This window comes from Pandoraea sp. NPDC090278 (assembly GCF_044772185.1).
In the GTDB taxonomy this organism is placed as follows: domain Bacteria; phylum Pseudomonadota; class Gammaproteobacteria; order Burkholderiales; family Burkholderiaceae; genus Pandoraea.
Window position 1 is genome coordinate 795,590 of record NZ_JBIVYJ010000001.1, and the last position, 13,350, is coordinate 808,939.

Annotated in this window: 11 protein-coding genes; 2 read left to right on the top strand and 9 right to left on the bottom strand. The window is 62.5% G+C overall.

All coding sequences use genetic code 11. The features are described from left to right. Positions 1-1,293 carry a lysophospholipid transporter LplT gene (gene lplT, locus ACIQWO_RS03495; protein ID WP_402819200.1) on the bottom strand — a complete coding sequence of 431 codons (1,293 nt, stop codon included), beginning with the start codon at positions 1,291-1,293 and terminating at the stop codon, positions 1-3. 338 nt (positions 1,294-1,631) lie between these two features. Between lplT and alr the strand changes: the two genes are divergently transcribed. Further along, positions 1,632-2,702: an alanine racemase gene (gene alr / locus ACIQWO_RS03500; RefSeq protein ID WP_402819203.1), complete on the top strand. Its 1,071-nt coding sequence runs from the start codon at positions 1,632-1,634 to the stop codon at positions 2,700-2,702. Positions 2,703-2,724: 22 nt separating this feature from the next. After that, on the top strand, positions 2,725-4,098 hold the full coding sequence (gene radA / locus ACIQWO_RS03505) for a DNA repair protein RadA (protein WP_402819206.1): 1,374 nt from the start codon (positions 2,725-2,727) through the stop codon (positions 4,096-4,098). 68 nt (positions 4,099-4,166) lie between these two features. Here the strand turns inward: radA and ACIQWO_RS03510 are convergent, their stop codons facing one another. From ACIQWO_RS03510 to dapC, 8 genes are all read right to left on the bottom strand, one after another. Then, entirely contained in the window at positions 4,167-4,895 is a 729-nt protein-coding gene (locus ACIQWO_RS03510; RefSeq protein ID WP_402819209.1) for a hypothetical protein, read from the bottom strand. 50 nt (positions 4,896-4,945) lie between these two features. Continuing rightward, positions 4,946-6,886 carry an ATP-binding cassette domain-containing protein gene (locus ACIQWO_RS03515; RefSeq protein WP_402819212.1) on the bottom strand — a complete coding sequence of 647 codons (1,941 nt, stop codon included), beginning with the start codon at positions 6,884-6,886 and terminating at the stop codon, positions 4,946-4,948. Between the two features lie 200 nt (positions 6,887-7,086). Next, complete coding sequence (gene cls / locus ACIQWO_RS03520; protein WP_402819215.1) at positions 7,087-8,514, bottom strand: cardiolipin synthase; 1,428 nt, start codon at positions 8,512-8,514, stop codon at positions 7,087-7,089. A 164-nt stretch (positions 8,515-8,678) separates the two neighbouring features. Beyond that, on the bottom strand, positions 8,679-9,575 hold the full coding sequence (gene prmB / locus ACIQWO_RS03525; RefSeq protein ID WP_402819218.1) for a 50S ribosomal protein L3 N(5)-glutamine methyltransferase: 897 nt from the start codon (positions 9,573-9,575) through the stop codon (positions 8,679-8,681). A 27-nt stretch (positions 9,576-9,602) separates the two neighbouring features. Further along, positions 9,603-10,754 (bottom strand): succinyl-diaminopimelate desuccinylase, encoded by a 1,152-nt coding sequence (dapE, locus tag ACIQWO_RS03530; RefSeq protein ID WP_150577868.1) that lies wholly within the window; start codon positions 10,752-10,754, stop codon positions 9,603-9,605. Positions 10,755-10,758: 4 nt separating this feature from the next. Beyond that, complete coding sequence (locus ACIQWO_RS03535; protein WP_233325537.1) at positions 10,759-11,106, bottom strand: ArsC family reductase; 348 nt, start codon at positions 11,104-11,106, stop codon at positions 10,759-10,761. Positions 11,107-11,249: 143 nt separating this feature from the next. After that, positions 11,250-12,077: a 2,3,4,5-tetrahydropyridine-2,6-dicarboxylate N-succinyltransferase gene (gene dapD, locus ACIQWO_RS03540; RefSeq protein ID WP_150577870.1), complete on the bottom strand. Its 828-nt coding sequence runs from the start codon at positions 12,075-12,077 to the stop codon at positions 11,250-11,252. 24 nt (positions 12,078-12,101) lie between these two features. Then, positions 12,102-13,304 (bottom strand): succinyldiaminopimelate transaminase, encoded by a 1,203-nt coding sequence (gene dapC / locus ACIQWO_RS03545; RefSeq protein WP_402819223.1) that lies wholly within the window; start codon positions 13,302-13,304, stop codon positions 12,102-12,104. Positions 13,305-13,350: the final 46 nt, after the last annotated feature.

A 13,350-nucleotide genomic window follows, 5' to 3' on the forward strand; every position in this document is an offset into this window, starting at 1 on the left:
TCAATGCTTGACTTCGCCAATGAGCGCGACCGAATCGAATTCGCGCTGATTGGCCTGGTGACGCTTCATGACGAGCCACATCGTGCCCGACACGAACACCCCGAAAAGAATGATCACGACCCCGACCGGCACGTTGAACCAGATCAGCAGTGCGTAGAGGCACAGCATGATCAGCACCGACAGGTTCTCGTTGAAGTTCTGCACGGCAATGGAGTGACCGGCTGAGAGCAGCACGTGGCCACGGTGCTGGAGCAGGGCGTTCATCGGCACCACGAAGAAACCCGCGAGCGCGCCGACGATGATCAGGAAGATATACGAGACGATCAGATACAGCGGCACCTTCCATTCGGTGCCCCAGGGCAGCAAGTCCTTCGAGAAGAAGGCCATGGCCATGACGGCAATCCCCATTGCAATGCCGACCGGCAGCACCGACAGCGAGCGCTTGAGCGGAATGCGCGAAGCGGCGACGATCGCGCCAATGGCCACGCCCACCGCCGACACGGCTTGCAGGATCGCACCTTCGGAGAGTGTCATGCCGAGGGCCTTTTCGGCCCAGCGCAGCACGATGAACTGGAGCGTCGCACCGGCGCCCCAGAACAGCGTGGTGACGGCAAGCGAGATCTGACCGAGCTTGTCGCGCCACAGCGTGACGAAGCAATCGGCGAAGTCGGAGATCAGCTTGATCGGGTTGCGTTCCTGACGCGCATAACGTGCGCCGGTATCGGGAATGCGCAGATTGAACAGGGCGGCAATCACGTAAATGCCCATGGTGATGATCATCGCGGCCATCGCCGGAGAGCTGATCACCTCAGGGGTGTGATGCAGCACCCAGGCGGATATGTGCGGACTGATGAGCGCGCCGCCGAGTACGGTGCCGAGAATGATCGAACTGACGGTCAACCCTTCGATCCAGCCGTTCGCTGCGACGAGTTTCTCGGCGGGCAATAGCTCCGTGAGAATGCCGTATTTCGCGGGCGAGTATGCCGCTGCGCCGAAGCCCACCACGCCGTAAGCGATCAACGGATGCGAGCCGAACAGCATCATCAGACAGCCCACGACCTTGATCGTGTTGCTGATGAACATGACCTTGCCCTTGGGCATCGAGTCGGCGAACGCACCCACATAGGCGGCGAGAATGACGTACGAGAGAACGAAGAAGAGTTTGAGCAGTGGTGTCATCCACTGCGGGGAATGCAGATCCTTCAGGAGTGCGATTGCGGCAATCAGCAATGCATTGTCGGCCAGCGACGAAAAAAACTGCGCGGCCATGATGGTATAAAAGCCTTTCTTCATCGGTACTTGAGTCGATCCCGTGCGGCGTAAAACTTGCGTGTCTCGGTTGTCGGAATCCGCGGTATCCCGTCAGGGATACCCATACGGGAAGAAACCGGGCTTAAACACAGGGGTATCTGCGCTCATCGGCCATGCAAAAGTCGCTAATGGACCGTATGTTCGGTCTTGAAGCCCCCGTGTCGGGCGCCCGGTCGCCCTCGGTCTGAGACCGATATTGTTATCGGGAAAAAGATTTCGGCAAAACAAGTTGTGCGCACGGCTTTATAACACGAAAATATGCCGATGCGTTATGCCGCCGGCCCATGCTGGCGCAGCTTCTCCTAAGATTCGATCCTGACATGCCTCGTCCAATCAAAGCTTCGATTCATACCGCAGCACTCGCCCATAATCTCGATGTCGCCCGCCGTCACGCCCCCAATAGCAAAGTCTGGGCGGTGGTCAAGGCCAATGCCTACGGACATGGCATCGAAAACGCTTACCCCGGATTGCGTGACGCCGATGGTTTCGGCCTGCTCGACCTCGAAGAGGCCGTGCGCCTGCGAGAGCTGGGCTGGGCCGGTCCCATCCTGCTGCTCGAGGGGTTCTTCAAGCCGGAAGACCTCGCCATCGTCGACAAGTACGGTCTGACGACCACGGTGCATAGCGACGAACAGTTGCGCATGCTCGAGACCACGCGTCTGACCAAGCCGCTCAATATCCAGCTCAAGATGAACTCCGGCATGAACCGTCTCGGTTTCGCGCCGGAACGTTTTCGCGCCGCGTGGGAACGCGCACGTGCCATCGCTGGCGTGAGCCAGATCGTGCTGATGACGCACTTCTCCGACGCCGACGGCGAGCGCGGCATCGCGCATCAGATGGAGACGTTCGAGCGCGGTGCCTGCGATGTGCCGGGCGAGCGCAGCCTGTCCAATTCGGCCGCCACGTTGTTCCATCCGGCCGCGCATGGTGCGTGGGTACGTCCTGGCATCATGCTCTACGGTTCGTCGCCGAAGGGGTTGGAAGTGACGGCCGCGCAACTTGACCTTCAGCCGACGAAGACGCTCGAAGCCGAACTCATCGGCATTCAGGACGTGCCCGCCGGTGGTTCGGTCGGCTACGGCAGTTCGTTCGTCGCGGAGACGCCGATGCGCGTAGGTACCGTGGCATGCGGTTATGCCGATGGCTATCCGCGTGTCGCACCCACGGGCACGCCGATTCTGGTGGACGGTGTACGCACGCGTACCCTCGGTCGCGTATCGATGGACATGTTGTCGGTCGATCTCACGCCGGTGCCGCAGGCGCGCGTGGGTGCATCCGTCACCTTGTGGGGCCGCGGCCTGTGCATCGACGAAGTCGCCGCTTCGGCCGGTACGCTGGGTTATGAACTGATGTGTGCGGTGGCGCGACGCGTGCCGATCCACGCCGTCTGAGTCCCGCGACAGGATTGCCTGCATGGCTAAAGCCAAGACCGTCTATATCTGTACCGAATGCGGTGGCCAGACCCCCAAGTGGGCTGGCCAGTGTCCCAATTGCAACGGCTGGAATACGCTCGTCGAATCGGTGGCGGAAGCGTCTACCGGTCATCGCTACCAATCGCTTGCCAAGAGCACGCCGATTCGCAAGCTGGCGGAAAGCGAAGCCTCTGACGTGCCGCGTTTTTCCAGCGGCGTGAGTGAATTCGATCGCGTGCTGGGCGGCGGTCTGGTTGCGGGCGGCGTGGTGCTGATCGGCGGCGACCCGGGGATCGGCAAGTCGACGCTGCTGCTCCAATCGCTCGCGCATCTCGCGCGTGAGCGCCGTGCGTTGTATGTGAGCGGGGAAGAGTCCGGCGCGCAGATTGCGTTGCGTGCGCAGCGGCTCGGTCTCGGTGCGGCGGGCGAGGGCGGTGGCGAACTCGATCTGCTCGCCGAAATCCAGCTTGAGAAGATTCTCGGTGCGATCGAATCGGAGAAGCCCGACGTCGTCGTCATCGACTCGATTCAGACGATCTATTCCGAAGCGCTGACGTCGGCCCCGGGATCGGTCGCGCAAGTGCGCGAGTGCGCAGCGCAACTGACGCGCACCGCCAAGCAGAGTGGCGTGACGGTCATCATGGTCGGTCACGTGACGAAGGAAGGCAGTCTCGCCGGGCCGCGCGTGTTGGAACACATCGTGGACACGGTGCTGTACTTCGAAGGCGATACGCATTCGTCGTACCGTCTGGTGCGTGCGTTCAAGAACCGCTTCGGCGCTGTGAACGAGTTGGGCGTGTTCGCGATGACGGAAAAGGGTCTGCGCGGCGTAGCCAATCCGTCGGCGCTATTCCTCTCGCAGCATGAGCAAAGCGTGCCCGGTTCGTGCGTGCTGGTGACGCAGGAGGGCACACGGCCACTGCTCGTCGAAGTGCAGGCGCTGGTCGATACGGCGCAGGTGCCGAATCCGCGACGTCTGGCCGTGGGTCTGGAACAGAACCGTCTGGCCATGTTGCTGGCGGTGATGCACCGTCATGCGGGCATCGCGTGTTTCGACCAGGACGTGTTTCTGAATGCCGTCGGCGGCGTGAAGATTACCGAACCGGCTGCCGACCTCGCGGTGTTGCTCGCGATCCATTCGTCGTTGCGCAACAAACCGCTGCCGCGCGGCATCGTGGCGTTCGGGGAAGTGGGGCTTGCCGGGGAAATCCGGCCGAGTCCGCGCGGTCAGGATCGTCTCAAGGAGGCGGCCAAGCTGGGCTTCTCGATTGCGGTCATCCCGAAGGCGAACGCGCCGAAGCAGCCGATCGACGGACTGGAAGTCCACGCCGTCGACCGTCTGGAACAAGCCATCTCGGTCGTGGCCGGACTGTAGTTCACGTTCGCCTTAGTGTCGAACGACGCCTCGGAACATCGCGTGCCGAGGTGAGCGGTCTCAGGGTATCAACTGCCGCCGAGTGCCGCGCTGGCGGAGGCAAGCGCCTCCGTCTGTGCCTTCAGGGCGGGTTCGAACTCGCTCACCCACTTCAAGCGCATCAAATCGAGCTGGATCAGTTCCACGAGTTGCTCGGCTTGCGCATTGGACGTCATTCCCTCGCGCTGGAGCGATTGATAGGTCACGCTGCGCGCTTGAGCACCAGCATCGGTGCCAACGCTTAGCCACGTTTCGTTGTGCAGTAACTGCGTACCGACGGCACGCATGCGCGCAATCAGCGTCTTCTCGATAGGGGCGTTTTGCCCGATCAGTTCCGCCAGCGTTGCGAACGCAGTGCGGAAGGTGTCTGCCTCCCGATTTCTCACGGTCGCCATTGTTTTCAAATGCGCGACCATCGCTCGGAAGATCGCCTGATGCTCGGCAAGCCGTGGCGCTGAGTCGACATCGTTGGCGGCTTGAGGCGCTGTCGTGGAGCCCTCCGCATACAGGCGACGCCACTCGTCGAGCAAGTCATCCATTGAGACTTGCGACAAGAAGTGCATTTCACCGGCAAGTTCACCCAGCGTGGCCGCGCTGGTGGGCTTCCCCGCAGACTGCGGCTTGGACGCACTCAGTGCAGCCTGGGCGAGGCCAAGCGCCGTGCGGTCCGTTTGAGCAAGTGTCGTCAGCACTGTCTCGGTCGCCGTCATGGATGCGCTTAGCGCATCCATGCGTGCATCAATTGTCGATGTCGACATCGTGTTCAATTCAGTTTCAGATCGGAAGAAGGTATCGCCGACGATACCTGTCAGACGATCTGCTCCATGGCTTCCTGCGCTTCGAGCCATTCGGCTTCCACGTCGGCGAGTCTGGCGGTCACATCGGCCTGCCGCTTGAGGCTGTCGGTCAGGAGCGATTTCTTCGCGTCTTCGTACGTAGCGCTGTCGGCGAGGATGGCATCGAGCCGGGCCTTCTCGTCTGACAGTTGGCTCATCGACGCTTCGAGTTTTTCGATCTTGCGCTGGAGCGGCTTGCGCAGTTGCGACAGACGCTGGCGTTCCTGCGCCTCGGCGCGCTTCTGATCGCGGCGATTGACGCCGTCGTCGCCACCCGCGCTATCGCTGGAGCCACCGCTGGCTTCGCGTGCAGCTGCGCGCTGATCGGCTGCGTGTTGCAGCAGCCAGTCGCGGTAATCGTCGAGATCGCCGTCGAACGGCTTCACTTCGCCGCCAGCGACGAGCAGGAACTGATCGGTCGTTGCGCGCAGCAGGTGTCGGTCGTGCGAGACAAGTATCAGCGTGCCGTCGAACTGTGCGAGCGCCATCGTCAACGCGTGACGCGTTTCCAGATCCAGGTGGTTGGTCGGTTCGTCCAGCAGCAGAAGGTTCGGCTTTTGCCAGATGATCAGCGCGAGCGCGAGACGTGCCTTTTCGCCGCCGGAGAAGGGCGCGATGGACGACGTCGCCATATCGCCCCGGAAGTTGAATCCACCGAGGAAGTCGCGCAATTCCTGCTCGCGCGTGTCGGGCGCGAGACGCTGCAAGTGCTGCAACGGCGAATCGTCGTGACGTAAGGTTTCGACCTGATGCTGCGCGAAGTAGCCGATCTGTAGTCCCTTGCCCGTCTTCACGTCTCCGGCAAGCGCTGCAAGCGTACCGGCCAGCGTCTTGATCAGTGTCGATTTCCCTTGTCCGTTCGCGCCGAGGAGGCCGATGCGTTGCTCGTTCTGCACCGACATCGTCACGTACGGCAGGATGACCTTTTCGCCGCCATCGTCGAGGTGATAGCCGCAGCGAACGCCTTCGAGCACGAGCATCGGATTCGGGGCGCTGTCGGCCGGTCGGAATTCGAACGTGAACGGCGACGCGACGTGTGCGGGCGCGATGCGCTCCATCTTCTCTAGCGCCTTCATGCGGCTCTGCGCCTGACGTGCCTTGGTCGCTTTGGCTTTGAAGCGCGTGATGAACGATTCGAGGTGAGCAATCGTCTTTTGCTGTTTATCGAAGGCGTTCTGTTGCAGCGCCAGTTGCTGGCCGCGCGTGATTTCGAATTGGCTGTAGTTGCCGCCGTAGCGCTTGATCTGCTGGTTCTCGAGATGCAGGGTGACGTTACAGACCTCGTCCAGAAATTCGCGATCGTGGGAAATCACGATCAGCGTGCCTGCGTAGCGCTTGAGCCAGTCTTCGAGCCAGACGATGGCGTCCAGATCCAGGTGGTTGGTCGGTTCGTCGAGCAGCAGCAGATCTGACGGGCACATCAGCGCCTGCGCCAGATTCAGACGCATGCGCCAACCGCCGGAGAAGCTGGCAACCGGCAACTGCGTTTGTGCGAGCGTGAAGCCGAGGCCGAGCAGCAAGGCCTCCCCGCGTGCGGGGGCGGTGTAACCGTCGGCGTCGGCGAAGGCTGCATGGGCTTCACCCTGGGCGTGCCCGTCGTGGGCGGCTTCGGCGGCGGCGAGCTTAGCTTCGATTTCCCGCAACCGGGTATCGCCATCGAGCACGTAGTCGAGCGCTGTGCGATCGACGGCGGGCGTCTCCTGCATGACGTGCGCGACGCGCCAACTGCTGGGCACGAAGGCGTCGCCGCTATCGGCGTGCAACTGGCCGCGCAGCAGCGCGAAGAGCGTGGATTTGCCTGCGCCGTTCGCGCCGACGAGGCCGACGCGCTCGCCCGGATTCAGCGTCACGGACGTGTCTTCAAAGAGCGACTTGGTGCCGCGGGCGAGGCTGAGGTGTTCGAATCGGATCACAGCGAAAGGGGAATTGGGGACAGACGAAAAGCGTAATGGAACGAGGCCAGCGCACGCGCACGGCGAAAACGCACATTTTACAGTGCCGTGCGTCGGGTGCTACGGCTTGCGTAGATCCTTCCGCCGTTTTGCGCGCGGGGGGCGTCGATCACGGGCTTCGACCTCGATGACGGGGAAGGGGGAGCAGCCCCCCCGGCCGCCTAGAGAATCGGTGCAAACAACCTGGCAACGCGCATCACGAGCTGTCGCCATCTCGGAATCTTCCGGAAGTCGTCTTTATCCATCAGTCCGGCGTGTTCGAAGTCATGCGTGAGCATGAAGGCGACGTCATCGGCGAAACCGCGGTCCACCGTGAGTAGCATGAGCTCGAAGTTCAGGCGGAACGACCGGTTGTCGAGGTTCGCGCTGCCGACGGCTGCCGCGTTGTCGTCGATCAGTACGACCTTCTGATGGATAAAGCCGTGGTGATAGCGATAGACGTTGATGCCACTGCGCGCCGCCTCAAAGGCATACGACGTCGTCGCCTCAAATACCACGTAATGGTCCGCTCGGTCCGGAATCAATATGCGCACATCGACACCGCGTAGCACCGCCAGGCGCAGCGCGGCGAATACGGCTTCGTCGGGGACGAGGTAGGGCGTAGTGAGCCAGACACGCTTTTGTGCGGCATTGATTGCCGTCACGAAAAAGAGCGAGGACGTCTCCAGACGATCCGCCGGGCCACTCGGCACCACCTGACAGTGCATGTCCTCGCCGGACGCGACGGGTTGACGATTGAGTTCCGGCACCATTCCCGTACACCAGTGCCAGTCCTCGGCAAAGGCGCGCTGAATACCCACCACTGCCGGTCCACGCACTGAAATATGTGTGTCGCGCCACGGCGCGAGCGGCGGCTTCTCGCCGAGGTACTCCACCCCGACGTTGTGCCCTCCGATGAACGCCTCGTTGCCGTCGATCACCACGATCTTGCGGTGATTGCGGAAATTCAGTTGAAAGCGATTGACGAAGATGCCGCGCTTTTTGGCAGCGAACTCATGCACTTGCACGCCACCCTCGCGTAGCTTCTGACAATAGCTGCGCGGCAGGTCGTGGCTGCCGATGCTGTCGTACAGGAGATAGACCTTCACGCCCGTTGCAGCACGCGCCAACAGGCGAGCGGATAGGGCGCGTCCGAGCGCGTCGTCCTTGACGATGAAGAACTGAACGATGACGTAATCGCGCGCGCGGTCGATCGCGGCGAAGATGGCGTCGAACGTGGCGCGTCCGTTGACGAGTAATCTGACGCGATTGCCTGCCACGAACGACATCCCCGTCATGGCTGTGAGTGCCGCAAACTCCGGGTGCGCTTCCATCGCGACAGGTGGCTCACCGCTCCATTGCGTCTCACCCATTCGAGACTGCAACACCTCATTGCGCGCTCGGCGTGCTTCCACATAGCCGATGAACTTCGAGCGTCCGAGAAACAGATAGGGGATGAGCGTGAGATAGGGCATCGTCACGAGCGAGACGGCCCAGGCGACGGCGCCCTGCGAAGTGCGCACCGTCAGAACGGCATGGATCGCGGCGGCGATCCCCAGTGCATGGAGACAGGCGACGGCAAAGCCGACGTCGAGCCAGTTGAGCACCATGACGGTTCAAATACCTCCATGCCGTGAGTCGCGCCGACTCGGGACCCTGAGTGTAACCGGGGTGCGTGAACTTAGGCGAGGGCTCGCGGCGCTGACGACAATATCGACGTTGAAGTCAGGGCGCGCGAGCCCGTGAGGCAAAACGTAGCGTAGCGTTAATAGCGTTACGGCAGATCCGCAGCTTGCACCAGGAAGACCATGTCGTCGCCAGCGCTGGTGGCCAGCCAGGTGATCGGCAAATCGGGGAACGCCGCTTCGACAAAGTGACGCTCGTTACCGATTTCCACGACCAGCACGCCGTTATCTGTCAGGCGTTCGCGTGCTCCCGCGATGATCCGTCGCACGACATCCATGCCGTCGTCGCCACCGGCGAGCGCCAGGCGCGGCTCGTGGCGATACTCCGCTGGCAGCACCTGCATCGAGCCTTCGTTGACGTAAGGCGGGTTGGTGATGATGACTTCGTAGCGCTTGCCGTCCGGCAGCGGCGCGTACAGGTCGCCCAGATGCAACGCGACGCGGTCGTCGAGACCATAGTCGGCCACGTTGATCTTCGCCACATCCAGCGCATCGTGCGAAATATCGACGGCGTCGATCTGCGCGGCCGGGAACGTCTCGGCCGCGAGGATCGCCAGGCATCCGGAGCCGGTGCACAGTTCGAGCACGTCGGCGACGTCGTCGGGGTGATTGACCCACGGCTGCAATGCGTCTTCCAACAATTCGCCGATGAACGAGCGAGGCACGATGACCCGTTCGTCCACATAGAACTGATGACCGTGCATCCACGCTTCGTTCGTGATGTACGACGCGGGAACGCGCTCGCCCGCGCGACGGTTGATGACCGACAACGCCCGCTCGATTTCTTCCGGCAGCAAGCGGGCGTCGAGGAACGGATCGAGCGTGTCGATGGGCAGGTGCAGCGTGTGCAGCAGCAGATAAGCCGCTTCGTCGTACGCCGTGGCGGTGCCGTGTCCGAAGGCCAGCTCGGCCTCGGTGAAGCGCGAGACTGCGTAGCGCAGCAGATCGCGCAACGTCTGGAATGGGTGTGTCTTCTGAGTCGTCATGATGGATTCGCCTCGTGTGCCTGTGTCTTATGCCACCAGACGCTTCAACACGCCGCGATAGACGTTCTTCAGCGGTTCGATGTCGGCGACCGCAATGTGCTCGTCGATCTTGTGGATGCTGGCATTGCACGGGCCGAATTCGATGACCTGCGGGCAGATGCGTGCGATGAAGCGACCGTCGGAAGTGCCGCCCGTGGTCGACAGTTCCGTCTCGAGACCGGTCTCTTCGCGGATGGCGCTCGACAGCGCGTCCGACAGATCGCCGCGCGGCGTGAGGAACGGCTGGCCGCTGATCGACCAGTCGAGCGTGTAGGTGAGGCCGTGGCGGTCAAGCAACTCATGCACGCGTTGCTGAAGGCCGTCGGACGTGCTGGCGGTCGAGAAGCGAAAGTTGAACATCACCGTCAGTTCGCCCGGAATGACGTTGGTCGCGCCGGTGCCTGCGTGAATGTTCGAGATTTGCCACGTCGTGGGCGGGAAGTATTCGTTGCCATTGTCCCACACGGTCTGCGTCAACTCGGCGAGCGCCGGGGCAAACAAATGCGTGGGGTTCTTGGCCAGATGCGGATAGGCGATGTGGCCTTGCACGCCTTTGACGACGAGCTTGCCGGACATCGAGCCGCGACGGCCGTTCTTCACCATGTCGCCGAGGCGCTGGCTGGACGTCGGTTCACCGACCACGCAGTAATCCAGACGCTCGCCACGGGCCGTCAGGGCTTCGACAACTTTCACCGTGCCGTCGGTGGCGGGGCCTTCCTCGTCGCTCGTGAGCAGGAAGCCGATGGCACCGGCGTGATCCGGGTGCTGCGCGACGAATTCCTCCGAGGCGACGACGAACGCGGCCAGCGACGTCTTCATATCGGCCGCGCCGCGACCGTAGAGCATGCCGTCACGATGCGTGGGCGCAAACGGATCGGAATGCCACTGCTCGACCGGGCCGGTCGGCACAACGTCGGTATGGCCCGCAAAGACGAGCAGTTTGCCGTCGGTGCCGCGTGTGCCGCGTTTGACCGCCCACAGGTTGGTCACGCCGTTCGAGGCGATGGTTTCGCAGGCAAAGCCGATGGCCGAGAGGCGGCGCGCCAGAATGGCCTGGCAGTCGCGGTCTTCGGGCGTCACCGAATGACGGGCGATCAGTTGCTCGGTAAGCGCCAGCGTGGCGCCTTGGGAGGAAGTCATGAAATCAGAATCGTGAGGCGTAACTGTCGGGCGTAAAGCCCACGGAAACCTTGCCGTCGGCCATCAGCACGGGGCGCTTGATGAGCGAGGGGTTTTCGATCATCAGGGTGCGGGCGACGGACTCGTCGGCGGCGGCCGCCTGTTGCTCCGGCGTGAGCTTGCGCCACGTCGTGCCCTTGCGGTTGAGTAGCGTGGACAGCGGCACTTGTGCGAGCCACGTGCCCAGCAGTGCGTCGTTCACGCCCGCCTTCTTGAAGTCGTGGAAGTCATACGCCACGTCGTGCTCGTCGAGCCACGTGCGCGCCTTCTTCACGGTATCGCAGTTGGGAATGCCGTACAGCACAGCGGTCATTGCCGGTACTCCTGAGATGGCGATTGCAAAACATTAGATACAACAACGTCGATGCGAACATCGACGCGAACTTCATAGCGCGAAGGCCAAAGCCAGCGCCGCAGCACCCGCTGCGACGTTGGCTCCTTGGCGCTTGCGTGGAATTACTCGCCGCGCAGCAGATCGTTGATGGCCGTCTTGGCGCGCGTTTGCGCGTCTACCTTCTTGACGATCACGGCGCAGTACAGGCTGTACTTGCCGTCCTTCGAGGGCAGGTTGCCCGGCACGACGACCGAACCGGCCGGCACGCGACCGTAATGGACTTCACCCGTTTCGCGGTCGTAGATCTTGGTCGACTGACCCAGATACACGCCCATCGAGATCACCGAGTTCTCTTCGACGATCACACCTTCCACGACTTCCGAGCGGGCGCCGATGAAGCAGTTGTCTTCGATGATGACCGGGTTGGCTTGCAGCGGCTCGAGCACGCCGCCGATGCCGACGCCACCCGACAGGTGAACGTTCTTGCCGATCTGGGCGCACGAACCGACGGTGGCCCACGTGTCGACCATCGTGCCTTCGTCGACGTACGCGCCGATGTTGGTGTACGACGGCATCAGCACGACGTTCTTGCCGATGAACGAACCACGGCGAGCCACGGCCGGCGGCACGACGCGGAAGCCGCCACGGGCGAAGTCTTCAGCGGTGTAGTCGGCGAACTTGCTCGGCACCTTGTCGTAGAACTGGCTGAAGCCGCCCGCGGGCATCACGGCGTTGTCTTCCAGACGGAACGACAGCAGCACGGCCTTCTTGATCCACTGGTTGACGATCCATTGACCGTCTTGCTTCTGGGCGACGCGCAGCGCACCCTTGTCCAGTTCGGCGATGACGTGGGAGACGGCTTCACGCACGTCGGCGGGCGCGGCCTTGGCCGAAATCTCGGCGCGGTTTTCCCAGGCTTGATCGATGATGGTTTGCAGTTGTTGCGACATGGCGAGAATCAGTTGCAGTTGGAATTAAAGGGATTGGCAGAACTGCACGATGCGCTGGGCGCCTTCGGTGCATTCGTCCACATCGGCCACGAGGGCGATACGGACATAGTTCTCTGCCGGATTGGCGCCGTGCGCCGCACGTCCCAGATAGGATCCGGGCAGGACGGCTACATTGTATTGCGCCAGCAACTGGCGCGTGAATTCCGTGTCCGACAGGCCGGTTTTCGTGTCGACCTTGGCCCACAGATAGAAACCGGCGTCGGGTAGCCGCACGTCGAGCACTTCGGCGAGCATCGGCGTGACCGTCTGGAATTTCTTCAGGTACTTGCTGCGATTCAGGCGCACGTGCGCCTCGTCGTTCCACGCGGCGATGCTTGCGGCCTGCACGGCCGGGCTCATGGCGCAGCCGTGGTAGGTGCGGTACAGCAGGAATTTCTTGAGAATGGCGGCGTCGCCCGCCACGAAGCCCGAGCGCATGCCCGGCACGTTCGAGCGCTTCGAAAGACTCGAGAAGACCACCAGACGCTCGAATCCACGGCCCAGTTGATGGGCTGCAGCCAGACCGCCCAGCGGTGCGCGCTCTTCGTCGAAGTAAATCTCGGAATAGCACTCGTCAGACGCGATCACGAAGCCGTATTCGTCCGACAACTCGAACAAACGCTTCCAGTCGGCCAGACTCAGCACGGCCCCGGTCGGGTTACCCGGCGAGCAAAGGTAGACAAGCTGAACGTCGCGCCAGACGTCGGCCGGTACGGCGTCGTAGTTGGGCGCGAAGTTGCGCGCCGGATCGCTGTCGGCGTAATAGGGTGTGGCCCCGGCGAGCAGCGTCGCGCCTTCGTAGATCTGATAGAACGGGTTCGGGCACAGCACGCGCGCGCCGGGTTTGCTGCCGTCGACAACGGCCTGGGCGAACGAGAAGAGCGCTTCGCGCGAGCCCGTGACCGGCAGCACTTCGGTGGCCGGGTTCACATTGGGCAGCGCGTAACGGCGTTCCAGCCACTGGGCGATGGCCGCGCGCAGCGGCTCGCCACCGGCCGTGGCCGGATAGTTCGAGAGACCGCCCAGCCCTTCGATCAGGGCTTCCTTGATGAACTGGGGCGTCGGATGCTTGGGCTCACCGATGCCGAAGCTGATGGCCTTGTAGGTGTTGGCAGGCGTGACGTCCGCCACCAGTGCCTTGAGGCGTTCAAAGGGATAGGGCTGGAGCTTGTCGAGTAATGGGTTCACTTGGATTCAAACAGACTCAGGGCTAGGGTTCGCAACGCCAGTCGAG